Source organism: Psychrobacter pulmonis, from assembly GCF_904846465.1.
GTDB lineage: Bacteria > Pseudomonadota > Gammaproteobacteria > Pseudomonadales > Moraxellaceae > Psychrobacter > Psychrobacter faecalis.
This window is the reverse complement of the sequence record NZ_CAJHAT010000004.1, coordinates 54,608-80,372: the sequence shown is the minus strand read 5'-3', so window position 1 is coordinate 80,372 and position 25,765 is coordinate 54,608. Positions and strand designations below refer to the sequence as shown.

Below are 25,765 nucleotides of genomic sequence, written 5' to 3'. Positions count from 1 at the left end.
GGCAAATAAGCGCAGAGTTAAGCCAAGCTGATCAAATTACAAAGACTTATAAATGATATAAGCGTTTATTACTAGAAATAGAACAAGTGCCTACGGTTATGTACGAACGTCTACTTTAAGGATATTATTATGAAAGACATGCTTCAATCACCAACGCGGCGCCAACTGCTCTCGATGATTGGTAAAACAGCGGGCGCGACCGCCATGTATCAGGCGATGACGACGTTAGGATTTGCCTCAGAATCAAGCTTTAAAGAAACGATGGACTTAAAAGGGGCGCCTCCCGGTGCTAGCATCATCGTTTTAGGTGCCGGTCTTGGCGGACTGACCGCGGCGTATGAGCTGCGTAAAGCTGGCTATGACGTCAAAGTCCTCGAGTTCCAAAATCGTGGCGGCGGTCGTAGTTGGACGCTGAATAGTGGCGATAGGTATACCGAGCTTGGCGGCGAAGAAGTTACTTGTGATTTTGAAGAGGGCAACTATTTTAATGGTGGACCATGGCGTCTACCAAGTCATCACTATGCCGTTTTCCATTACTGCAAACAGTTTGGCGTTGAGATGCAACCCTTTATTCAAACCAACGACCGCGCTTATTTGCACCGTAGTACTCATTTCAATGGTGTGCCGCAGCGCTTAGGTGATGTAAAAAACGACATCCAAGGACACGTAGCAGAATTATTGTCAAAAGCGGTGAATGTTGGCGGTTTGGATCGTTCGGTCAATAAAGAAGATAAAGAAAAACTACTTGAAGGCTTAAAAGGTTGGGGCGTGCTCGATAAAGACTACCGCTACCGCGCCAGCAATGCTACTAGTAAGCATCGTGGTTATAGTGTCCTTCCGGGCGGTGGCCTGATGCCTGATGAAACCCCATCAAAGCCTTTACCGGTCAGCGAAATATTAGATTCGGGCATGTGGGCCGATATTTATGGTAACCATATGACCTATGCGCATCAGCCAACGATGTTTCAACCGGTTGGCGGTATGGGTAAAATCGGTGATGCCTTCACCCGTGAATGCCGCGATATGATTGAGTTCAATGCCAAAGTGACTAAGATTCATCAAGATGAAAGCGGCGTTACGGTCAATTATGTCGACAGCAACAGTCCAGATGGCGCGACTAAGACCATCCGTGCCGACTGGTGTGTCTGTAATATTCCACTAACTGTACTGACCCAGCTTGATATTAATGTTTCAAAGCCGATGAAACAAGCGATGGCAGCGGTACCTTATGAGACTTCTTATAAAGTAGGTTTAGAGTTTAATCGCCGCTTTTGGGAAGAAGACGAGTGGATCTATGGCGGCTTGACCTATACCGATATGCCGATTGCCCAGATTGCTTATCCTTCAGAAAATATGTTTAAAGACGGTACAGGGGTATTATTAGGGGCCTATGGTTATGGACCAACCTCATATAAATTTAATACGTTAACCCCGCAAGAGCGTATCAATGTTGCGCTTGCTTATGGTAAGTATATTCACCCGCAGTATCCAAAAGAGTTCCGCGCAGGTACGTCAGTGGTCTGGCATCGCATTCCTTGGACACTGGGTTGTTATGGTATTTGGAATGAGTCGACCCGCCGTCAGCATTATGACACCTTATGCAGTATCGATAACCGTATTGTACTCACAGGCGAGCATTGCTCACACATTCCAGCATGGCAAGAAGGCGCTATTTTATCTGGCATGGATGCCGCCAAGCGCCTACATAAAAAAGCAAAAATGCTGGGTTAATATGAATAACTATAAAAATTCAGAGGCTATCATGGACAATGCAATCGTAAAGAAGGCAATCGTGAATAAAAAAGTCATGAGAGAAATGACCCCTAAACTGCTGACTGTGATGTTGTTGGGTGCGACCGGTAGTGCAGCACTTTTAGGCTGTAGTCAACAATCAGACGATGTACAAACGGTGGCAACTCTACATGAGCAAGACCCCATCGTAACGGACGATTATCAAGCAAGCCGTAATACCGGTAGCTGGGGCGGCGTTTACATGAGTCGTGAGGAGCTTACTGCACCAGCCGTCAATGTCGTTGATCACAGCTCGCTTCCTACTATGGACAATGACCCAAGTATTGCTGAGTGGGAAACCAAGTTCGAGGGGACAAATGCCTTTGTGACAACAGATGGCAAAAAACTCTACCATGACTCTTGTGCTGCTTGTCATATGCACAAAGGCGAGGGCGCTTATGGTGCTGGTTATTATCCACCACTTGCCAATAACAGCAAAATGCAGTCAAAGTATTACATCATTGATATCTTAATTAATGGCTTTCGCGGTATGCCATCGTTCCATAATATGATGAATGATGAGCAGATGGCAGCGGTCACGCAGTACGTGGTCACTGATTTAAATGGTTATACGGATACGGTCACCGCCGCAGATGTTGAACAATTGAGACACGCTGTGCCGCCGGCTAGTGATCCAAGTGATGAATAGGGATGAATAATGCTTTTTATTATTCCAGCTCATAACTTTTAAAAGTGGATTGCTGATATAAGAATCATATCATTCTTGGTAAAATAAAAAAGCGCCCGATATGTTTATCGAGCGCTTTTTTATTTTTGAGCATTCAGTCCTGTCTAACCTTATTTTACGTAATAAAGATGGCTAAGTTATCTAGGACTAGATGACCAAACTGGGGAGCGGATAGTACCTTGACCAGATTTACCGAATGCATCGCCGCCGTTCAATGACTTAATAGTCAGTACGCCTTTACCGCCCTGCTTTGAAGCAAAAACCACACGCTTACCGTTCGGTGAAAAACTTGGTGCTTCATCGATACCTGTAGCGCCTAAGTTCGCAGTAATGGCGCCGCTACTGTTCATAATGGCAGCTGAACGACCACTTAAAAAGGCGATTTGCGAGCCATCGCTACTAAACTGCGGGCTGGTCGCATAGCCACTATTCGATACTTGCGTGGTACGGCCTGAACCAAACTCATAACGATAAATGCGTGGTTTGTTAAACCCTGCACGGTCACTAACAAAGACAAAAGATTTGCCATCAGGGGCATAACTTGGTTGTACTTCACTGCTTGGCCAATTGGTCAGACGTCGTGGTTGACCGCCACTAGCGCTCATCTCATAAATATCGGCGCTACCCTCAAAGCTACTAGAAAACAATATTTTGCTACCATCGGGCGAAAATGACGGACTAAGGTTGCTACCTGGGAATGGCGTCAATGGTGTAGCTCCGCCCCCGCTTACGTTTTGAATATAAATAACAGGGTGAGATTTATCGCGTTGCACTGAATAAGCAATGCGATTGCCATCAGGTGACCAAGTTGGCGAAAAGATAGAGCCTGCCACTTCTGTGATGGTTTTGGCGTTTTCGCCGTCAGCATCCATAACCTTTAAGCGCGAGATTTTCTCTTTGCCAATGCCTATTTCTTCGATATAAGCAATGCGTCCTGAGAAGTCACCAGGAATACCGGTAATAAGCTCATATACTTTGTCCGAAATCACGTGGGCGGCGTAACGCATGCTTTCTTTATTATTATCAGCGGTTAACGTTTGCTTGCCTTCTAGCACGCGTCCGGTTTTAACCTCAACGACTTCATAATCGGTGACCACTTTACCGCGATTGCTGCGCGTGCTACCGATGACAAGGTAAGGAATGCCCATACTTTGCCAAACGGGCAAAGTACCTGCTAACTCGCTACTGCTGTGCGGCTGCTGCGGTAGGTTTTGACTGGTTACTTTTAGCTCAGTTTTGCTCAAATCATTTAATATAATCGGTGATAAGGTAGAATCGCCAGCAAAGGAGACAAAAGCCACTTGGCTTTGTTGTACCGGAATCTCATAATCCAATTCTAAAACGACAGGCGCCGCCAAGACGCTAGGAGCAAGCAATAAGCTTGAGGTAGTGGCAAGTAAAGAAAGGCATAGTTTTTTATGAATGCGCATAACTAAGTCAAACTCCTAGATGGGAACAATGTTTTTTATAAATACTAAATCAATGATAACGTTAAAATGATATCGCCGCGGGTGCAAGTTGCTTAAGGTAACGTTAGCAATAATATCGTGTATGGGCAACTGCTTAATTACTGCCTTTAAACTGTATGGTAAAAGTGGGATATTTGGGGTCATTAGCATCAATTGGCAAGCTGCCGGTATTGAGCACCGCTTGTTTAGCGGCTTCATTGACCGCGCTATCAGGTCCTGACGCTGAGACATTCACGACAGCGCCACTGGCATTGACTGTGATGGTCAAGGTAGCACGCTGCGTCGAGCCTTTTGCTGCTGTCGGCGGATTATAGTTGCGTTTGATTAAATTGATGATTTCACTATTACTGGTGCCGCGACTACCGCTTGTTGATGCCGAGCGACTGCTACCTTTTGCAGTGCTGGAAGTGATGGCGTCACCAGACAGTGTTGATTGTCCATCATCTCCCAAGCTAAGGGTCTGTCCTGCGCTACCTGAGCCGCCCGTATTGATTTCTATATTTTTGTCATTGGCAGTAGGGCGTTTAATCTTAGGCGGATTGTTTTGTTTATTACGAAAATCTCGCAGCCTTTTTTGCTCTTCTATCAGCTGCGCTCTTCTTTCTTGTTCAACCTGATCATGCTCATCTAGTACAGATTCGTCCAACTGCGCTGCCCACTCAGCCATATTGCGCTCATATTCTTGATTTTGCTCAAGTAGGCGCTGGTGTTGCTCTTCGCTCATCAGCATCGGGCGAGGGTTCACCGCCTCGTCAGAACGAGTAAAAACAGGCACGCGCTGTGAAATCGGCTCGTTTGGATTGTCGTAGCTGACGCTGTCATCAAAGCTAGTTTCTGGCATATTAGTTGCTGAGCCACTTGCACCGCTATCGGCTGGCATCGCGCTCGCTGCTGCGGCACGATTGGCTAGTATCTCGCCTTGCATCTCAGCCAATTGCTCAGGAGATATCATCACGGTTTCGATGCTACCTGCGGTCTCGACTTCCATGTTTTGATACGTATAAGCCAGTATGCCAATCACAAGACCGTGTGCCAACAAGCTTAAAAGTGTCGGTAAAGTCAGCCCGTTACCTTCAGGTTCGGTCGGTACATAAACGGTGGGCGCATTACGCATAGTTGGGATACTCAAATACGATATTTATCAAATGAACGACTTTATTATAACCAGCTGAGCCAATCAAAGTTAATCTAAGAGCAGGGTAGACAGATTATAAAGAAGGGGCGGGTAACGGTACACCTGTCAATAGTCCTACCTTTTGGATGCCTGCTTGTTGCAAGGTTGCCATCAGTGTCATGATAGCGCCATACTGATTGTTTTTATCAGCGTTAATCATCACTTGTAAAGGCTGAGCGCCAGCATCGGTATTTTGATTTTGTAAGTTGGTTAAGGTATCAATCAGTTCCGGCTCACTAATCGGCAGGTCGATGTTATTTTCATAACTGATAAAAATCTCGCCGCTATCGGTCAAGGAGACAATCACAGGTAGCTGGCTTTGACTGATGGTATTGGTTTGTTCTTTTGGCAAATCAACATCGACGCCCGTTATCAGCATTGGCGCGGTGACCATAAATATCACTAGCAGCACGAGCATGACGTCGATATAAGGAACGACGTTCATCTCCGCATTTAGCGCTTTTTTCTCACGGCGATAAGGGCTTTGTTTCATAGACCAGTTACCTGAGTACTTTGGCTATTTTGAACGCTTTGATTGGTTTGGCTTACTTGCGTACCCGCTTGCGGAATCTCAATATTGGTCTCGCGCTGTAGCATGCCTGTCATCTCGTCACAAAACAAGGCACGAGAGTCGTATAAGCGGCTCGCTTTGGCGGTAAAATGGTTATACGCCAATACCGCAGGGATCGCGGCAAACAAACCCATAGCAGTGGCAATCAAAGCTTCGGCAATACCGGGCGCCACAGTCGCTAAGGTCGCTTGCTCGCTTTGTGACAGTCCCAAAAATGCATTCATAATACCCCAAACAGTACCGAATAAACCGACATAAGGCGCCACTGAACCAATACTTGCCAGCGTCGTTAGCCCCGACTCTAATAATTGCTGCTGACGACCCAATCCAACCCGTAGCTTACGCTCAACGCCGTCAATAATGTCGTCTTTAGGCTGACGTTTTTTATGCATTCTTAGGTATTCAGAGAACCCAACATAAAAAATTTGCTCAAGCCCTTGGCGCTCAGGCGAGCCTTGGACGCCTTGATACAGCTTTGCCAAATCTTCCCCTGACCAAAACCAGGTTTCAAACTGCTGGTCAAAATTTCTGGCGGTACCAAGACGCGCACTCATACGAAAAATAATCACCCAGCTGAGCAATGACGCTAATAACAACAATGCCATCACAATCTGTACCAATAAACTGGCTTGGGTGATTAGGTCGATAATATTTAAGGATTCAGGCATGTAAGCGGCTCATGGATAATGAATAATAGTTAATCTAATAAGGGGTTTTATATCAACCCGTTAGTGTACTGCTAAATCACGCAAATATCATTAATAATATGTTAATGGCAGTGCATAAATCGCTCTCAATAAATATATGAAAAAAATAATGACAGCATGAGCATTTCATAATATTGTCCATATGGTCAACTAATTTGCACTCTTATACTAAGAAGATGTCGCCATTCATTGAAATTTTAAGCGAATTTCACTAGAATGTTATGGTTTGTTGCTGTCATTTTTCATGATGGTTCGTATTTACCAAATTATGTGTGGATAACGGATTAAAAACATCGTCTTTAACCTTAGTGTATCAGCGTCATTTACAGTCGCAATCTGGAAGCGTCATTTATCGTCGCAATTTGGGTGTATTTTATATGTTTGATTTAAACGCAGCATCGAGCGTCGCAATTTGGAAGCGACACTTATCAATACAGTTAAATAATGATAATTTACTTACTGCAATTTGGAAGCGACTCTTATGAACGCAATCGAACGCTATTTTGGTATTAATGGTGAAAATACCACGATCAAAACAGAGATTTTAGCCGGTGTCACCACGTTTTTAACGATGGCTTACATTATTTTTGTCAACCCTAACGTCCTTGCTGACGCTGGTATGGATAAAGGTGCGGTGTTTGTCGCCACCTGTCTTGCCGCCGCAGTTGGGTGTTTTATTATGGGGATTTATGCTCGCCTGCCAGTCGCGCTAGCTCCCGGTATGGGACTTAACGCCTTCTTTACGTACGGCGTGGTTTTAGGAATGGGCTACTCGTGGCAAACCGCACTTGGCGCGGTATTTTTGTCCGGTTGTATATTTATATTATTAAGCCTTTTTAAAATACGCGAAATTATCATCAACTCTATTCCGGACAGTATTAAACAAGGCGTAGTTGCTGGTATCGGTGCGTTTTTAGCCTTTATCTCCTTACAAACCGCAGGCGTCATCGTCAATAATGACGCGACGTTAGTGGGACTGGGCGATATGACCGCGTTCTCACCTGCGATGGCGGCATTGGGCTTTATTGTTATCGTTGGCTTGTCGCATAAAAAAATACCCGGCGCAGTAACGATAGGGATTTTATTGGTAGCGCTTATCAGCTTAATTACTGGTAACACACAATTTACTGGCATTATATCGGCACCGCCACCGATAGCGCCAACGCTGATGCAGCTTGATATTGCTGGTGCATTTGACGTAGCGATGATTAGTGTTATTTTTGCTTTTTTATTCGTCGATTTATTCGATACCGCTGGAACCTTGATTGCAACGACCAGTCAAGCAGGCTTAATTGGTAAGGATGGCAAAATACCTAATATGGGCAAAGCGCTACTGGCAGATTCGAGCGCCACGGTTGCCGGTACGCTACTAGGTACTTCATCGACCACCAGCTTTGTTGAGAGTGTGTCAGGTATTGCAGCCGGAGGACGTACTGGATTAGTCGCTGTGACGGTCGGGGTGCTATTCTTATTAAGTATGTTTTTTGCTCCACTTGCTGGTATGATTCCAGGCTATGCAACAGCAGGCGCTATTTTTTATGTCGCTGTACTGATGATGGGTACTCTAAAAGATGTTGATTGGTTAGATCTAACAGAGGCGGCGCCCGTTGTCGTTGTGTTGTTGTTTACGCCATTAACTTACTCAATCGCTGATGGTATCGCGCTTGGATTTATTACCTTTGCTGCTATTAAAGTCGTCGCCGGTAAGTTCTCTGACGTGAGTATTCCTGTTTGGATATTAACGGCCGTGTTACTTGCGAAGATTGTGTTTATCTAAGATTGTAATTTAAATTGCAGTCATTTTTAGTCATTTGATAAATGCTCAGCTTTGCTCATTAAACCCTTCTTATTTTAAATGAGAAGGGTTTTTTATGCGTAAAAATAAATACTATAAACCGCTATCTTCAGCACTAAATAAAATGATTACGTTATTGATTCGCTCATATTCTGTATGGGTTTAAATTAAATGGCTGTAATAAATAAAGACAAGTCATTGATTCAAAAACGATTAATTAGCCATAGTAAATATAAATTTATAACTAAAGCGTCATTTCTAATAAGTGGTTAATAACCATTTGTTTTTAAACAGTATTTTGTTTGGTTAAAATAGGTAAATTCGTTAGTTGGAAAATTTTTTTCATGCTACCATGTCGAAGTTAAGCGCATCACCTCAATCAACGCCGTAGAGGTTTTTCTTACAGTGAATTAGTATTCTATAAGATGACAGATAAGTGTTTATTAGGCTTTAAGTTTCCATAAAACTCAGATGTTATAAATGTTAGATTTTATGAACGCAAACCTCTATGAAACGTCACTTACCTTTGAGCATCACCTCCTTTCACTACTAACAAGAAGAAGGCACTAATGCCGCTTAGCTGTTTGTTGTTGCCTTTATATTGTTAACGTAGCCCGTTTAACACTAAAACGACCTACTTGACCGTTTCCAGCCTATGCTGGATTTTCTCGTTTTATAATGGCGCTGTTTGGTCTTTTGTTTATTGCTAATTGGCTTATTTCTATAGTTATTATTATTTATCCACTATTCGATAGCAAAGATGTTTGTTATCAAGAATAGTAGGGGTGAAGTTTTAAGAATGTTTGACAATAATTGCCGCTATATTTTTAGCAATCAAAGCTCCCACCGCACCATTTATTATGGTTTTTAAACGATAGTTATGGAGTTGTTATGAACCCAGTAGACCAATTTACCCCGCAAGAGCCGATTTTATTTAATCCGCTCGATATATTAAAGCCCGCTTATCTCGGTCAATCGTCGAACGAGCTATTCTCCCGTATTTCACCTTTATATAGTGTGGACGAGGAGCGCTGGTTGACGGACTTGTTGCCGCTCGCCAAACCAACGGATGCCGAGCGTGAAGGGGCTGCTACGCAAACTCGTCAATTGGTCGAGCATGTGCGTAATGATGGCAAAGCCGTAAAAATGGTTGATTCATTATTGCTTGAATATAGCCTTGATACCCAAGAAGGTATCTTGCTCATGAGTTTGGCAGAAGCCTTGATTCGGGTGCCAGACAATTACACCGCTGATGCGCTTATCCACGACAAAATGAGCGTCGCTGACTGGAAAAAACACATCAAAAATGACAACGGTTTTATGGTCAATGCCTCGACGTGGGGCATGATGATGACGGGCCGCGTTGTCAGTATTGATCGTGATACTACCGCTGCTGGGTTTTTGGACCGTATGACCAAAAAAATGGGCGAGCCGGTCATTCGTAGTGCCATGCAAAAAGCCATGCGCATTATGGGGCATCAGTTTGTACTTGGCGAAACCATCGAGGGCGCCAATAAAAACAGCCAGCCTTATCGTAATAAAGGCTATACCTATTCGTTTGATATGCTAGGTGAGGCGGCGATTACCCATAAAGATGCGGAAAAATACTTTAATGATTACCTGCATGCGATTAAAGCGACGGCTAGCATTAAGGTAAAAGAAGGTATGCCAAAGCCGTCAGTGTCTATTAAGCTATCGGCATTGCATCCGCGTTATGAAGCGACGCAAGAAGCGCAAGTGATGGGACTATTGCGTCAGCGTTGCTTGTTATTGATTGAAGCGGCTCGTGAGGTCAATGTCGATATCAGTATCGATGCCGAAGAAGCAGACCGTCTTGAGATTTCTTTAAAGCTGTTTGAGTCTCTTTACCGTGATAACTTAACCACCGGTTGGGATGGCTTAGGGTTGGTGGTACAAGGTTACTCTAAACGTGCGATTGCCGTTTTGACGTGGCTTGCGCGTTTGGCAACTGAAGTCGGTGACCGTATTCCAGTACGTCTGGTCAAAGGCGCGTATTGGGATACTGAAATCAAACTGGCCCAGCAAAAGGGACTGTCCGGCTATCCGGTCTGGACCCGTAAAGAAGGCACAGACACCGCTTATCTTGCCTGTGCGCGCTTCTTATTGTCAGAGCATTTGCGCGGTTTGATTTGGCCACAGTTTGCTACCCATAATGCGCACACGCTTGCTTCAGTGATGACCATGAGCGCGCACAGAGAGTTTGAGTTCCAGCGTCTTCATGGCATGGGCGATGCGCTTTATGACCATATTCTGCAAGCTTACAAAATCCCCGTGCGTATTTATGCACCTGTTGGCGCTCATAAAGACTTGCTACCGTACTTGGTACGCCGCTTACTAGAAAACGGTGCCAATAGCTCGTTTGTGCATCAGTTATTAGATAAGTCTTATCCCATTGATAAGCTCACCGTGCACCCATACGATAAGTTATTGAGCAATGCTACTTTGCACAATCCTGATATTCCGTTGCCATTAGATATCTATGGCGCGCGCCGAGCCAGTTTTGGCCCTAATATCTTTGTAGAGTCGCAGTGGCTACTATTTAAAGCCGCTATCGATAGCCATTTGCATAAAACTTGGTCGGCAACTTCTATCATTAACGGCAAAGCAGTTGATGCAGATAAAGTCCATGGCAATTCTGAAAAACTTGAGTCGCAAACCGTACGCGCGCCTTGGAACCATGAAGTCATCGCCGGTGAAGTCGCCTACGCCAATGCTGATATTGCGCAGCAAGCCATTGATGCTGCCATTGCAGGTCAAAGCGTATGGCGAGCCGTACCTGCTGCCAAGCGCGCGGCTATTTTGCATAAAGTGGCGGACTTGTATGAAGAAAATTATGCCGAATTGATGGCGCTTTGCCAAATCGAAGCGGGTAAAACCATGCAAGACGGCATTGATGAAATCAAAGAAGCGGTTGATTTTTGCCGTTTTTATGCCGATGAAGCAGAACGTCTCGACGCCAAGGTTTATGAGTTTACCGACTTAGCAGGCAAGCAATCACGTCAAGTGTATAAGCCGCGGGGCACCTTTGTTTGTATCAGCCCGTGGAATTTTCCTTTGGCAATTTATACTGGTCAAATCATGGCGGCGCTTGCCGCAGGTAATACTGTAGTCGCCAAGCCTGCCGAGCAAACCAGCTTAATCGCGCATTTTGCTGTGCAGCTGATGTATCAAGCTGGCGTGCCGGTAGACGCTTTGCAGTTTGTTGTTGGCGCTGGCGAAGTTGGCGGCACGTTGACCGCTGCCGATAATATTGCAGGCGTTATTTTCACCGGTTCAACCCAAACGGCGCAGCATATCAATCAGAGCCTGCATCGGCAAATCAGTGGTGAGTTGCCAGTATTGATAGCCGAAACCGGCGGTCAGAATGCCATGGTTGTCGATTCAACCGCATTGCCCGAGCAAGTGGTTAAAGATGCGGTATTATCTGCCTTTGGTTCGGCAGGTCAACGCTGTTCTGCGTGCCGTATCTTATGTGTGCAAGAAGAAGTAGCGGACAATTTAATCGAGCTGTTACAAGGAACGATGGCTGAACTGGTCGTCGGCAATCCATTGTATGCCGCAACCGATGTCGGTCCAGTGATTGATGCCGACGCCAAGCAAAGTCTGGACGCGCATATCGAGCGTATGGCAGCTGAACCAACGGCGACGATTTTGGCGCAGACGCCGATGAGCGCAAGCTCAGTGGTTAGCGAAGAGCACTCTACCTTTGTCTTGCCAACCGCGATTGAGGTGAAAAGTATCGATGTGATTGGTGGCGAGCACTTTGGTCCGATATTGCATGTGCTACGTTATCAAGCGCGTGATTTAAATAAGCTTATTGATGCGATTAATAGCACGGGTTTTGGTTTGACCTTGGGTATCCACAGCCGTATTGAAAATATCGCCGAGCATATCGAGCGCCGTGCCTTTGTCGGCAATACTTACATTAACCGCAACCAAATCGGTGCCGTCGTTAACGTGCAGCCGTTTGGTGGTTGTGGTCTGTCTGGTACGGGTCCAAAAGCTGGCGGGCCGCATTACGTTGCGCGTCTGATGCAGCTGTGTACTGAGTCGAACACGGCGGTAGAAAATAATAGCACTGAAACCCAAACCCAAATCGCATAAGGAGTAGCAAGATGGCGAATGAATTTAAAAAGAATCATGCCCAAGTTTGTGAAGCTTGGCGGTTATTAAGCGCGGTAGAGCGAGCAACTTATCTGCAAGCAGCTGTTGCTAAATTGGCTTTGCTTACTGGTGACGCCAATAAAGCCAAGCGTTTATTTACCCATCTATTAAATGCCGCGCCGATGCTCGATGACGTGCAGCGTATGACGGGCGCAACAGGTGAGTCCAATGATTTGTACGTGACTGCTCGCGGCAAAACCATGGTTATCGGCGGCGAATCTGCTCGCGCGATGGCGGTACTTGGGCAATTGGTTGCAGCTTTACTGACTGGCAACGAGGTGATATTGCATTGCCCAAGTCAGAGCGAGATGTGTGTTGAAGCGGCAAAAATATTGCATGACACTGGCATCAGCGATGATGTCTTAAGCGTTGCCAATGATTCGCAAACCATTACACTGCTATATATCGATCGATTAGCGCAAGTTGCGGTCGCAGGCAACCAAAGCGAGGTGCAAGCCATCAGCCAAGAGCTTGCTAAGACCGATGGTATCTTGACGCAGGTCATTGCGGTCACTGATATGGAGGGGATGTCAGAGATGCTAACGCCCGATTATCTGTACCGCTTTGTCACTGAGCGGGTGAGGACCATTAATACCACAGCGATTGGCGGTAATGCCAGCTTGCTCGAGCTTGGCACCGAGTAAGTGCTGTAAAGCTAAATAAAAAAACTAGGATTGTATAAGCGGCGGTCAGTAGCCATTTTCCAAGCAATTTGGGAAATGATTACTGACCGTTTTTTATTGTTTTATGAAAAATTAAGGATAAAATTAATCAAAAAGGTTAGCTAAAAATATATAGTATTAAAAAGTTTTTGAATTATTAAACAAAATAATGTGCTTTTTTGAGTTGTAAGTTAAATAAAGTTAGTGCTAGTATAAGTTAACCGTTTAGTCAGCATTTATTCATTGAATGCTAATAGACAGCTTCAACACGGAATGTTGAGGTACTTTAAGCTAAAAAGGAGTGTGACCCATGCTTATATTCTCCGTTTTTTCGATAGGGTAGTTAGCTTTACCTTTACCTATACCCGACCTTTATGACCGCTTTTTAATTGACGCATAGATGATTGGTGAATTAAAAAGTTCAAACCGCAAACCGATTAAGCCTGAGCAAGTCAGTAGTCAGATAGGCAGTCAGCTTATTCAATACCCGTATAACTATCAGTATTGATGTAGGTATGATGATCGTCATCGTATAAATATTATTAACATGATAATTGAATACTACCTTAGGGCGGTGTCGTAATAACGCCTGACCTTTGCAGATATTGATTGTTAACATTTTATATTCGATTTCAGATAAAACTATAGTTTTTATCTGCCTTTTATCCTGACAGCCGAGCGTTGCTATGATTCGTTTTTATTTGAACGGTCAGTACAAACAAGTCACTGATCTAAACCCGAACACCACCGTTCTTGAGTATCTACGCCTGCATGAAAAGCAAACCGATACCAAGGAAGGCTGCGCGAGTGGCGACTGCGGCGCGTGTACCATCATGGCGCAGCGCTTGCCTGCTCATGACGCAGACCAATCTATGCAAGCACCTTTTTATACTCTTAATACTTGTATCACGCTACTGTCATTGATGGATGATCATCATCTGATGACTGCCGCTTATATCGCCGATAATCCCGCCAATCACCCAGATCGCGCCTTATTGCACCCAGCTCAGCAAGCCATGGTCGATTGCCATGGCTCGCAGTGCGGTTTTTGTACGCCTGGATTTGTCATGACGCTGGCGAGTACTTATGAAAACCAACGTTTGCAAGTGGCAGCAGGACTGGCATCGGACGATCTTAGTTACAATGATATTGTCGCTGCTATATCCGGAAATCTGTGCCGCTGTACCGGTTATCGTCCTATTATCGATGCGGGTTTAGCGATGGGCAAAATTGGCAAACAGCGCGATGCTGGGCAAATCATTGCTAAAGATTTAACGATAAAGCTGGCAACCGATGCAATGGCAAACAGCAAACACGCTGCTAGCAATACTATTGAGCCTGCACTCACGCAAGCAGCACGCAAACTTTTTATTCCGCAGTCCATTGACGAGCTCAATCAGGTGTTAGCCGCGTATCCAAACGCAACCATTTGGGCAGGTGGTACTGATTTGGGGTTAAGCGTGACCCAGCACCTGGTCGATCATGAAGTGATTGTGCAACTGTCAGCGGTTGAGGCGCTAAAAACTTGGTCGCTACAAGACTTACATCAACATACTGATGAGAAATCTAGAGTTAATGCCGATAAAGTTAACAGCGACAAGGTTAATAGCGAAATGAAATCGGCAGTACCATCTTTAATATTGGGCGCGGGCATGAGTTATCAGCAACTGCTACCTGTCCTTGAAGAGTATTTTCCAAGTTTTGCTCATTTATTTGAACGCATTGCCTCGCCGCAAATTCGCAATATGGGCACCATTGGCGGTAACGTCGCTAATGCTTCACCGATTGGTGATTTGCCCCCGGTTTTATTGGCACTAGATGCGCAAATTCATTTGCGTCATTGCGCAGCTATTGATGGTAGCGATGCTAATAAAAATGGTTATATTGATGAGATTATACCTTTACAGGCATTTTTCTTGGATTATAAAAAGACCAAACTGCGCGCTGGTAGTTATATCGTCGCCCTGCATATTCCGCTGTTGCAAGACCATCAGCATTTATATGTTCATAAGGTAAGTAAGCGTTATGAAGACGACATTTCTGCTTGTTTATTGGCAGCAAGAATCGATTTGGTAGCAGATGGGTTGACGATTAAAGATGCAAAATTCGGTCTTGGCGGTATGGCGGCGATTCCTTTATTGGCGACAAATTGTCAGGAAATGCTGGTTGGGCAATCTGTTGAAGTTGCCAGTTTTGAAGCAGCGGCGCAAAAGTTGGCGTTAGATGTCTCGCCCATGACGGACGTTAGAGCCAGTCGTGAGTATCGTATGCATGTCGTGCAGCGCTTAATGATTAAATGCGGTAAGCAATTGGTCGCAGATATACAACCTGCGAGCGCTTAACGTTTATCGCCATTTGTAAAGAATACAAGGAAGAGACACTATGAGCCATCATTCTTCACTATTTGACAGTTATAGTATACGCCGACAGCGCCCGCCAAAAAATAAAATCGGTACGGGAGTCAAACATGACAGTGCTATCAGCCATGTAATGGGAACGGCCACATACGTCGATGACATGCTAAAACCGCAAAACACCCTGCATTTAGCGATTGGTAAAAGCACTCACGCCCATGCCCGTATCTTACATATGGATTTAAGTGCAGTATGGGCGGCCGATGGGGTGGTCGATGTCATTACTTTTCAAGATTTACCTGCCAAAACTGATATCGGGCCCGTGTTCGATGGCGATCCATTAATGGCAGATAAAATCACCGAATACGTCGGTCAAACCTTGTTTGCGGTCGTCGCAACCAGTCATCGTGCCGCCAAAAAAGCAGTGCTGAATGCGCTGATAGAATATGAGCCATTAGCAGCCATATTGACTATCGATGAGGCGTTAGAGCAAGCGCAGTTTGTACGGCCGAGCCACTTTATGCAGCGCGGTGATACGCAAGCTGAGCTAAAATCAGCACCGACGCGTATTGCAGGGCATATTCATATGCTTGGTCAAGAGCATTTTTATCTTGAGGGGCAAGTATCATACGTTGTGCCTTGTGATGATGGCGGTCTTGAAGTTTATACGTCGTCGCAGCATCCAAGCGAAGTGCAGCAACTGGTCGCTGAAGTAGTCGATTTACCCTTTCATGCAGTGACTACCATTGTGCGTAGAATGGGCGGCGGCTTTGGCGGTAAAGAAACCCAAGCTGCGGCGTGGGCGTGCCTGTGCGCTATCGTGGCTAAGCGCCAAAATATGCCAGTCAGTATGCGCTTAGATCGACAAGATGACATGGTGGTGACTGGTAAACGGCACGAGTTTTCCAATCGCTATGAGGTCGGCGTCAATGAAGACGGACAGATACTTGGAGTCGATATGAAGCTAGCAGGACTATGTGGCTATTCGCCTGATTTGTCCGATGCTATTGTCGATCGGGCGATGTTTCATTGTGATAATGCTTACTATTATCCGGCCGCGCAGATAGCAGGTCACCGCTGCAAGACCCATACGGTATCTAACACTGCTTATCGCGGTTTTGGTGGGCCACAAGGTTTGCTAACCGCTGAATATATGATGGATCACATTGCTTATACGTTAGGTAGAGATCCGTTGCAGGTACGTCTAGCAAACTTATATCAAAACGGTCAAAGCACCCATTACGGTCAGCCGATTGAGCATTTTGATTTGGGGACTATCATGCGGACGCTCGCACAGGATAGCGATTACGATAAGCGCCGTCAGCAAATTATCGAAGCAAATAAAAAGGCTGAAGCTGAAGGCAATGATAAACGCTGGGGTCTAGCGTTAACGCCAGTGAAATTCGGTATCTCATTTACCGTGCAAACCCTCAATCAAGCTGGCGCTTTGGTACTTATTTATACCGATGGCACGATTCAAGTCAATCATGGCGGCACCGAGATGGGTCAAGGGTTATATATTAAAATTGCCCAAATCGTTGCTAATGAATTTGATGTCGATTTAGATACGGTAAAAGCCACTGCTACTCGCACCGATAAAGTGCCAAATACCTCGCCGACGGCTGCCTCATCGGGTACGGATATGAATGGTAAAGCGGCGCAAAATGCCTGTATCACCATTAAAAATCGTTTGCTTGAGTTTGCTGCCGAGCATTTTCAAGTCAATGCCGAAGATGTCCGTTTTGAGCGCAATCACGTTTATATCGGTGCTAAAGAGGTGCTTACGTTTGCAGATTTTGTCTTGCTCGCTTATCAGCACCGTATTAGCTTGTCTTCGACTGGCTATTACAAAACCCCCAAGATATTTTACGACCGCTCAAAAGCGTGGGGGCGACCCTTCTTTTACTTTGCTTTAGGTGCAGCCTGCGCAGAAGTTGAGATTGACACTTTAACAGGAGAGTACAAGGTGCTGCGCTGCGATATCTTGCACGATGTCGGACAATCGATTAATCCTGCAGTTGATATTGGTCAGATTGAAGGAGGCTTTGTGCAAGGTATGGGCTGGCTAACCACTGAGGAGCTTATTTGGGATAAAAAAGGTAAGCTTGCTTCTAACAGCCCCGCTAATTATAAAATTCCTACGGCACATGATTTGCCTAAACAATGGCGCGTCAAACTGTTTGATCGTAAAAATGAAGAGCAGACCATTTATAATTCTAAAGCCGTTGGTGAGCCACCGTTTATGTTAGCAGCGAGCGTTTGGTGTGCGATTAATAATGCCATCGCAAGCTTGGGTAATTATAAGAAAAATCCAGAGCTGACCATGCCAGCGACGCCAGAGGCCGTACTAAAAGCCGTCATGCGTCTACAAGGTCAAGCGTGGGAAATCGCTTCTAAACCAGATACCGAAACTATTGAAAGCTTAACGCCAGCTGACGATGACTGCGGCATTGATGACGATCGCGTACTGCCGCAGCAAGTACCGCATGCGACAGACACGACACCGCCTGCGTCTGAAGGTCAATTGTTTGATGAAGAGCCTGAGGCGATAGAAAACCCCAACGTCTCAACGGCTCGTGGACCTGCGCACAGTGAATAAGTCACTTATCACGCAGATGCCACCAACGAAATGGTATGAGGGACTGGCGCAATATCAGCAGCAGGGGGTTGCCCATGTATTAGCGACGGTCGTTGCCGTCAATGGTTCGGCACCTCGCGATCTACAATCTAAAATGATTGTCACACTCGATGACTGCTGCGATACATTGGGCGGTGGGAGTTTAGAGCATGATGTGACGCTAACAGCGCGGCAACTGCTTAATGGCGAGCTTGAGCCAAATAATTCGAAAGCTTCCTCTCAACCATTAAAAGCAGGCAGGTCTGCAAAAGCACAAGCGGTACGCCGTGAAGCAGTTTACAGCAAACATTATCCATTGGGCGCTAAGTTAGCACAATGCTGCGGTGGTAGCGTGACGGTGATGTTTGAATGCTTTCATTTGACACCGCCGATGTCGCTATTGGTTTTTGGGGGCGGGCACGTAGCTACCGCATTAATGAGTATACTGGCTGAGCTGCCATGCCAAGTGGACTGGGTAGACAGTCGTCCTGAGATGTTTGAGCGTTATTTGAGCGCTGAATCTGGCACAGCGGACGGACAGGTAAATGACCAATTACCAGCGCATATTCGTGTGCATATTGACGACGATCCGGTTGATTTTATTCGCCCATTTCTAGCTAATGGCGCTCGCAGGCTATCTATTAATAAAGGCACGCAGTATTTTATTTTAGTCATGACCCATGATCATAGTCTTGATTTTGACTTGGTGCGCGCGGCTTTAGATTGTTTGCTAGCTACTGATTCAAAGACTGCATTAAAGGAAAGCAGTGCGCGGCCTTATGTCGGCTGTATCAGCTCGGCAACCAAAGCCAAGCGCTTTAAAGAAAAGTTGCTGCAGCGCGGTTATAGCGAAAAAGTCGTTGATAAGGTAACGATGCCAATTGGCCTTGAGATTGGCGGTAAAGAACCAATGGCCGTTGCGGTATCTATCGCCAGTCAAATTTTGCAGCTGTATCACCAAGCATAAATATTATTTCTAATTAACATTTATCAGTAAAACTTTATTGCCTTTTACTCTATTTAGGTGAGACGCCTTTATGACCATACATATTTATCAAGCACGACTGCTGCATTATCTAACCGAAGACAATCTGGCTAAGAGAGAAAAAAGCACCAACAGCAGTGATACAAGCACTAATGATACACATGCCAATGATGCCACACTACCAGTGGTTGATAAAAATGTCATATTGCGCCCTGTAATCGCAGGTATTAATGTTTATCCTGAGTATATTGCCGAAGGTGCTTTGGTCGTCGATGATGTGAGCGGTCGCGTGCTAGACTATGGCAGTAAAAATGTGATTATGGCGCGATATGCTAGTAGTAGCGCACAACAGAGCAAAGCGCCCGTACAGATTCACGATTATCAAGACAAGCTTATCATGCCAGGCTTTATTGACACTCATGTCCACTATCCGCAGATAGATATGATTGCCGCCTTTGGTGAGCAATTGCTTGATTGGCTCAACAATTACACCTTTGTCACCGAAGCCAATTTTAGTGACCCACAGGTTGCGCATGATACCTCAAAGTTCTTTTTAAACCAGCTGCTTGCCAATGGTACGACCAGCGCTTTGGTGTTTTCGACCAGTCATCCTGAGTCGGTTGAAGCGTTTTTTGAAGAAAGTACTCGCCTAAATACGCGCATGATTACTGGTAATGTACTGATGGATCAAAATGCGCCTGAGCATTTGTGTGTGCCGACTGAGCAAGGTATCCGCGATTCACAAAATATTATTGATAAATGGCATGAGCGCGGGCGTCAACATGTGGCGATTACGCCAAGATTTGCCATCACATCGACGCCAAAACAGCTGCAAATGGCTGGTGAGTTATATCGCAGCTATGAGAGTGTATATCTGCAAACGCATCTGGCCGAAAACCTGGCTGAAATTGCCTTTGTACGTGAACTTTATCCCAAACATACGGGCTATCTCGACGTTTATCATGATTTGGGGTTACTGGGAAGGCGGACTACTTTAGCGCATGGTATTTATCTTGAAGCATCAGAGTATGAGGTACTGCGTGATACTGGGACGCAAATTGCCCATTGTCCAACGTCCAATTTATTTTTGGGTAGTGGTCTGTTTGATTTATCTAAGACTTTACGTTATACCGGCGTTAGTATCGCCACCGATGTAGGGGCAGGAACCAGTTTGTCGATGCTGACGACGTTATCGGAAGCTTATAAAGTGCAACAATTACAAAACAACCCATTATCCGCGCATCAAGGCTTGTATCATATTACTTTAGGTAACGCGCAGTCGCTATTATTAGACGATAAAATCGGTAACTTTATGCCTGATAAAGAAGCGGATTTTGTGATAATAGATATGGGCGCGACAGAGCTACTCGCGCGCCGTATGAGGCAGACAAAATCACTCGATGAGCAGTTATTTGTGCTGATGATGCTTGGCGACGATAGAGTGATTGAAGAAACAGTCATTGCTGGCATGAGCTGTTATAAGAAAGGCGCGGTATAAAAAAGAGGTGACATAAAATAAGCTGACAAATAGTCAGCTTATTTCAAGGTGAATTTTTTAAATAACAATCATAATTGGCGAGTGGTTATAGGTATTATATTACTCAGCGTAATCTAACCATACCCAACCATTCTCTAACCATTCGCTCAAATCGTCTGGGTCAATACCCTTAACATCTTGAATTTGTAAATGCTCACCATTGGCCAAACGCATTAGCACAGCGGCCGCTTCCGCATCCAAACCATCAAGGCGCTGACCGTTGGCATATAGCGTCACGCCATCATTGGTTTGGCTATACAGCAAACGATTGCTATAGTCGGCTTGTAGTGTCGCGCCTTCTGATAGAGCCTGCATAAGCTCATCAGTATCTAGCGTTTCTTCTGGCACCAGCGCATCATACTGGCGTTTACTCACCACTTCAGATACCGCTTGACGAATGATATCGTCGCCGCGCTCAGATTGCAGCATTTGTAGTAGCTGCTCTTTAATCGCTTCGATACTGCTGGCTGTCAATTCACCTGACGCTTGCAAAGATTGAGGCAGTAGCATTGGTATAAATAAATCACTGTCATTGGTAGCAATATCAGCCAGACTGTCGATGATTTGCATCAAGTTCGGACGACGGCAACCAAAAGAGAAGGTTAGGCAATCATCTTGCGCAACGCCAAAGTGCGATAATTTTGGTGGCACATAAAGCACATCACCCGCTTCTAGTATTTCGTCAAAAATAATCTCGCCCATATCATCGAACAATCTAATCGGCTCATCGGCGACAAACTCAGTGTTTTTATCACAAAATTTGCCAAGCTGCCAACGACGCTGACCGTAGCCTTGCGCTAAAAACACATCGTAATCATCATAATGCTTGCCGACTGAGCCGCCTTTTGGCGCATAAGACACCATGATATCGTCGCGTTGCCACTGCGGAATAAAGTCAAATGCTTGCCACAATTGCCCAAGCTCAGGCGACCATTGCTCAAGGTTTTGTACCAGTACCGTCCATTGTTCAGGCAAATTGTCAAAATCGCTTTCAGTTAAGGGACTTTTTTTAAGTTGCCATTGCGCTAGGCCGTCTTGCTTAGTAGCGGCTTGGGTGAGCAGGCGTGCAGCCGCGTCTTCTTCAATAGCAAGACCAAGCATATCGTCTGGCTCAAACATGCCAATTAGCTGCGGTAAGCCTTGCTTAATAAGGAGCGGTCTTTTTTGCCAATATTCACTTAAAAATTGCTCAGGCGTGATAGAGTCGGGCAAGCAAAGAGGAATTGTGGTCATTGATAAATCCATGTCTAAAAATGGGTATAAGAGAAATAACAAGAGATGCTTTATAGGAAAGTTTTAATAGTTTATGATTATCGCCTAGCTGATAGCGAGTATTACCGTATGAATAGTTGCTGTCAGAACACCTCATCAATCGTAGGAAGTTTATGAAAAAATTACATTTTATCGTTATTATCGCCAGCGTATTTTTATTACAAGCTTGTGTGCACAAGGTTGTGACCGTGCCAGCTAAAATCGCTTATAAAACCACCAAAGGCGTGGTCAAAGGCACAGTGGCGGTCGGTAAAGCCATCATACCGGGCGACAGTGATGACGATGATAAAAAAGATAAAAAATAAAACCTTACCCATTAACTAACTGTCTTTTAAGACAAGTAATAGTAGGTAAGGTTAATGTTTTTCTTAATATAAATGAATAGGCAGTCCTACTCATTTATATCTATTTCAAAATATGTCCGCTAGCTACTTCAAGCTTGATCAGAGATTAAATCTTAGCAATCCAGTCTTTAATCGTGCGAGCTTGCTCAGCGGCATTACCAGTATAAGTCGCAGGCGTCAGTTCACGTAGGCGCGCTTTATCGCTATCTGAAACCGCAGATAATTCATCGCTTTCTACGAAAGTCAGCATGGCCTCACGTGTCATAGCATTGCCACGGGTCAAGGCTTTGAGTTTTTCGTACGGGTTCTCAACGCGGTAACGACGCATGACCGTTTGAATCGGCTCAGCCAATACTTCTTGCGCGTTATCTAAGTCGTCATTTAAACGCTGTGCATTCAATTCAAGTTTACCAACGCCTTTTAGGCACGCATCATAAGCAATCATACTTTGCGCTAAGCCAACACCGATATTACGCAGTACCGTCGAGTCTGATAAATCGCGCTGCATACGTGAAATCGGTAGTTTTTCACCCAAATGTGCAAGCATCGCGTTCGCCACGCCCAAGTTACCTTCTGAGTTTTCAAAATCAATCGGATTGACTTTGTGCGGCATGGTAGAAGAGCCCACTTCACCATCTTTTAGGCGCTGCTTAAAATAGCCTAAGCTAATATATTGCCAAATATCACGGTTAAAATCGATCAAGATGGTATTAAAACGTTTGACCACATCGAACAATTCAGCGATATAGTCATGCGGCTCGATTTGGGTAGTGTAAGGGTTAAACGTTAGCGCTAGGTGCTGGTCAATAAACTGCTCAGCGTGTGCTTGCCAATCAACATCAGGATAGGCTGAGAAATGAGCATTATAGTTACCGACTGCGCCATTAATTTTGCCGAGTAGCTCAACTTGACCGATTTGTTTAATTTGGCGGGCTAAGCGATAAGCGACGTTTGCCATCTCTTTACCGAGCGTCGTTGGACTGGCCGTTTGACCGTGCGTGCGTGATAGCATTGGCTGGTCAGCATGAGTAATCGCCAAATCAACAATGCTATCGGTCACTTGCTGCATTTTAGCAACGACGATTTCGCGGCTGTCTTTTAGCATTAACGCATAGGACAAGTTGTTGATATCTTCACTGGTACAAGCGAAATGAATAAACTCCAAGCTGTCTTCTAACTGCTGATTACCACGGAATTTGTCTTTGATAAAGTATTCAACCGCTTTGACATCATGGTTGGTCGTCGCTTCGATATCTTTAATCGTTTGCGCGTCCGCTTCGCTAAAGTCGTCAACGATGCTGTTTAAAAAGGCATTGGTATCGGCATCAAACGCTGCCAACTCACCAATTGCGCTATTATCTGCCAATGACTGTAACCAGCGAATCTCGACGGTAACGCGAGCTTTAATCAGACCAAATTCAGATAGATAAGGACGCAAGCTGTCGGCTTTAGATGCGTAACGGCCATCGATTGGAGAGAGTGCGGTAAGTGGAGTCATAGTGATGCCTCAAATAGTTGTCAAAAGTAACAGGAGTAAAAGTGATAAAAATAAGCAAAAATGAAGAAAGGTTGAAAGTTATTTAAAATCAAAACCCACAAGGCGCATCGATAGCGGCAATCACACCGCCACCAAGACACACCTCATCGATATAAAATACCGCTGATTGACCAGGCGTAACGGCTCGTTGCGGCTCATCAAATACCACACGGACTTCACTGCCATCATCATTTAGCGCGTAAACACGGCAGGCCTGATCGGGCTGACGATAGCGAGATTTTGCCATACAGCGTAAGCCTTCCGTGCTAAAAATATTGGCAGGCGGCAAGCCTTCGACCCAGTCAAGCTTATAAGCTTGTAGCTCATTACTCATCAGCATCGGATGCTCATGACCTTGACCGACGATCAAACGGTTTTTAGCCAAATCTTTTGCTAGTACAAACCAAGGCTCTTCTGGACGGTCTTTGACGCCGCCGATACCGATGCCGCCGCGCTGACCTAAAGTATAATACATCAAGCCATCATGCTGACCTATCACATGACCGTCGTCGGTGACGATATCGCCTTTTTGTGCTGGCAAGTACTGTTGTAAAAAGTCTTTAAAACGGCGCTCACCAATGAAGCAAATACCAGTAGAATCTTTCTTTTTAGCCGTCGCCAAGTCATGTTCTTCGGCGATTTGACGCACGACTGGTTTTTCAAGCTCGCCTACCGGGAATAGCGTCTTAGCGATTTTATCGCCGCCGACCGCATGTAAGAAGTAGCTTTGGTCTTTATTATTATCTAGTCCACACAAGAGCTGGGCGACGGTTTCACCGTTGTTATTTTCATAGTTCACGCTGCGGCGCGTATAGTGACCAGTGGCAATATAATCAGCACCGAGGGTCAAAGCATAATCTAAGAACGCTTTAAATTTGATTTCTTTATTGCATAAAATATCTGGATTTGGCGTGCGTCCGGCTTTGTACTCTGCTAAGAAATGCTCAAACACGCGATCCCAATATTCCATCGCAAAATTAGCGGTGTGCAGCTTGATACCGATTTTGTCACATACCGCTTGCGCATCTGCTAGGTCGTCCATCGCCGTACAGTATTCGGTGCCGTCATCTTCTTCCCAGTTCTTCATAAACAGACCTTCCACTTTAAAGCCTGCTTGCTGGAGCAAAACGGCAGATACGGAAGAGTCGACGCCGCCTGACATACCAACGATGACGTGCTTGCTGCTAGGATTGTCAATATTGGCAAGCGTCAAAGGACGATGGATGCTAAAAGCGTCTGAAACGGGTAGACTTGCGGTGTTTGGCGTGGCTGACATAGAATTGCTCAACAATTTATACCTTACCTAAAGTATAAAATGCCCCTATTCATCGATAAAAAGACTAAGAGTGATAGACTTAGTCAGCGGATAAGGTCATCTCATTTTTTGGACGGGGTATTTTGGACTGGGTATTGTGATAAAATAAGCGTCATATTATAACAGTTAATCGTAAGCGGTGGCGAGCTATGCACGCTCATGTTGTCTAAAAGCGCTTTAGAAATTTAGATAGCGGTTCTAAATTATTTTAATCACTCTTCATTCACTTAGTAATTCACTTGGAATAATAATGATAAAAATTGGTCAAGGTATCGATGTCCATGCGTTTCATAATACGGGCGAGCAGCAGCAATATGTGATATTAGCAGGCGTGCCGATAGAGCATACCCATAGTTTGCTGGCACATTCTGATGGCGATGTGGTGCTCCATGCGCTTGCTGACGCACTGCTTGGTGCATTGGCACTTGGGGATATTGGGCAACATTTCCCAGATACCGATGCCGCGCACGCCGGTTTGGATTCGCGCGTCCTACTCCGTTATGTGTATGGTAAAGTCCAAGCTGCCGGTTATACTTTAGGCAATGCTGATATTACTGTGATGTGTGAGCGCCCAAAATTGGCACCCTATAATTTGGCGATGCGCGAAAATATCGCCAGTGACTTGCAAACAGCTGTGAGTAATGTCAGCATTAAAGCCACAACGACTGAAAAATTGGGCTTTACCGGTCGCCAAGAGGGCATTATGGCCAATGCCGTGGTATTATTGGTACCAAATATGATGATGTCTGACGACAATATGGC

The 25,765-nt window shown here is 45.1% G+C and carries 17 protein-coding genes and 1 pseudogene; 11 read left to right on the top strand and 7 right to left on the bottom strand.

What is annotated here, in order from left to right:
- Positions 1 to 129 precede the first annotated feature (129 nt).
- Both JMX70_RS08355 and JMX70_RS08350 read left to right on the top strand, forming a co-directional pair.
- Complete coding sequence (locus JMX70_RS08355; RefSeq protein ID WP_102076755.1) at positions 130 to 1,731, top strand: flavin monoamine oxidase family protein; 1,602 nt, start codon at positions 130 to 132, stop codon at positions 1,729 to 1,731.
- Positions 1,732 to 1,807: 76 nt separating this feature from the next.
- Positions 1,808 to 2,440: a c-type cytochrome gene (locus tag JMX70_RS08350; protein WP_191690970.1), complete on the top strand. Its 633-nt coding sequence runs from the start codon at positions 1,808 to 1,810 to the stop codon at positions 2,438 to 2,440.
- A gap of 176 nt (positions 2,441 to 2,616) precedes the next feature.
- Here JMX70_RS08350 and JMX70_RS08345 read toward each other — a convergent pair whose 3' ends face one another.
- From JMX70_RS08345 to tolQ, 4 genes are all read right to left on the bottom strand, one after another.
- Positions 2,617 to 3,909, bottom strand: coding sequence for a PD40 domain-containing protein (locus JMX70_RS08345; RefSeq protein WP_144296891.1), 1,293 nt, complete (start codon positions 3,907 to 3,909; stop codon positions 2,617 to 2,619).
- 133 nt (positions 3,910 to 4,042) lie between these two features.
- Positions 4,043 to 5,062, bottom strand: coding sequence for a cell envelope integrity protein TolA (locus tag JMX70_RS08340; RefSeq protein ID WP_201591213.1), 1,020 nt, complete (start codon positions 5,060 to 5,062; stop codon positions 4,043 to 4,045).
- 94 nt (positions 5,063 to 5,156) lie between these two features.
- A complete protein-coding gene (tolR, locus tag JMX70_RS08335) occupies positions 5,157 to 5,615 on the bottom strand; it encodes a protein TolR (RefSeq protein WP_201591211.1) in 459 nt (152 codons plus the stop codon).
- Positions 5,612 to 6,361: a protein TolQ gene (tolQ, locus tag JMX70_RS08330; RefSeq protein ID WP_201591209.1), complete on the bottom strand. Its 750-nt coding sequence runs from the start codon at positions 6,359 to 6,361 to the stop codon at positions 5,612 to 5,614. The genes tolR and tolQ overlap by 4 nt, the downstream gene beginning before the upstream one ends.
- Positions 6,362 to 6,881: 520 nt before the next feature.
- Between tolQ and JMX70_RS08325 the strand changes: the two genes are divergently transcribed.
- The 7 genes from JMX70_RS08325 to guaD all read left to right on the top strand — a co-directional run bounded on the left by JMX70_RS08325 (position 6,882) and on the right by guaD (position 20,496).
- On the top strand, positions 6,882 to 8,177 hold the full coding sequence (locus JMX70_RS08325; protein ID WP_201591207.1) for an NCS2 family permease: 1,296 nt from the start codon (positions 6,882 to 6,884) through the stop codon (positions 8,175 to 8,177).
- Between the two features lie 909 nt (positions 8,178 to 9,086).
- Positions 9,087 to 12,320 (top strand): bifunctional proline dehydrogenase/L-glutamate gamma-semialdehyde dehydrogenase PutA, encoded by a 3,234-nt coding sequence (putA, locus tag JMX70_RS08320; protein WP_201591205.1) that lies wholly within the window; start codon positions 9,087 to 9,089, stop codon positions 12,318 to 12,320.
- 11 nt (positions 12,321 to 12,331) lie between these two features.
- Complete coding sequence (locus tag JMX70_RS08315; RefSeq protein WP_068408665.1) at positions 12,332 to 13,024, top strand: 1-pyrroline-5-carboxylate dehydrogenase; 693 nt, start codon at positions 12,332 to 12,334, stop codon at positions 13,022 to 13,024.
- Between the two features lie 704 nt (positions 13,025 to 13,728).
- Entirely contained in the window at positions 13,729 to 15,384 is a 1,656-nt protein-coding gene (locus JMX70_RS08310) for a xanthine dehydrogenase small subunit (RefSeq protein WP_201591202.1), read from the top strand.
- A 40-nt stretch (positions 15,385 to 15,424) separates the two neighbouring features.
- The gene (xdhB, locus tag JMX70_RS08305; protein ID WP_201591199.1) at positions 15,425 to 17,995 is read left to right on the top strand and encodes a xanthine dehydrogenase molybdopterin binding subunit; all 2,571 of its coding nucleotides are present in this window, start codon (positions 15,425 to 15,427) and stop codon (positions 17,993 to 17,995) included.
- Complete coding sequence (xdhC, locus tag JMX70_RS08300) at positions 17,988 to 18,980, top strand: xanthine dehydrogenase accessory protein XdhC (protein ID WP_227671210.1); 993 nt, start codon at positions 17,988 to 17,990, stop codon at positions 18,978 to 18,980. Before xdhB ends, xdhC begins: the two co-directional genes overlap by 8 nt.
- Before the next feature lie 70 nt (positions 18,981 to 19,050).
- Positions 19,051 to 20,496: a guanine deaminase gene (guaD, locus tag JMX70_RS08295; protein ID WP_201591197.1), complete on the top strand. Its 1,446-nt coding sequence runs from the start codon at positions 19,051 to 19,053 to the stop codon at positions 20,494 to 20,496.
- Positions 20,497 to 20,595: 99 nt separating this feature from the next.
- Here guaD and JMX70_RS08290 read toward each other — a convergent pair whose 3' ends face one another.
- The gene (locus JMX70_RS08290) at positions 20,596 to 21,768 is read right to left on the bottom strand and encodes a cupin domain-containing protein (RefSeq protein WP_201591195.1); all 1,173 of its coding nucleotides are present in this window, start codon (positions 21,766 to 21,768) and stop codon (positions 20,596 to 20,598) included.
- Positions 21,769 to 21,920: 152 nt separating this feature from the next.
- Here JMX70_RS08290 and JMX70_RS08285 point away from each other — a divergent pair, with 152 nt between their 5' ends.
- On the top strand, positions 21,921 to 22,112 hold the full coding sequence (locus tag JMX70_RS08285) for an NF038104 family lipoprotein (protein WP_068408670.1): 192 nt from the start codon (positions 21,921 to 21,923) through the stop codon (positions 22,110 to 22,112).
- A gap of 145 nt (positions 22,113 to 22,257) precedes the next feature.
- On the opposite strand, the gene purB is transcribed toward JMX70_RS08285, so the two are convergent.
- Together purB and mnmA are read right to left on the bottom strand one after the other, a co-directional pair.
- Positions 22,258 to 23,649, bottom strand: a complete 1,392-nt coding sequence (gene purB / locus JMX70_RS08280; protein ID WP_201591193.1) for an adenylosuccinate lyase — start codon at positions 23,647 to 23,649, stop codon at positions 22,258 to 22,260.
- Between the two features lie 88 nt (positions 23,650 to 23,737).
- Positions 23,738 to 24,964: a tRNA 2-thiouridine(34) synthase MnmA gene (mnmA, locus tag JMX70_RS08275; protein WP_201591505.1), complete on the bottom strand. Its 1,227-nt coding sequence runs from the start codon at positions 24,962 to 24,964 to the stop codon at positions 23,738 to 23,740.
- 289 nt (positions 24,965 to 25,253) lie between these two features.
- Between mnmA and ispF the strand changes: the two are divergent.
- A pseudogene (gene ispF, locus JMX70_RS08270) lies at positions 25,254 to 25,730 on the top strand (2-C-methyl-D-erythritol 2,4-cyclodiphosphate synthase); the annotation flags it as partial.
- Positions 25,731 to 25,765: the final 35 nt, after the last annotated feature.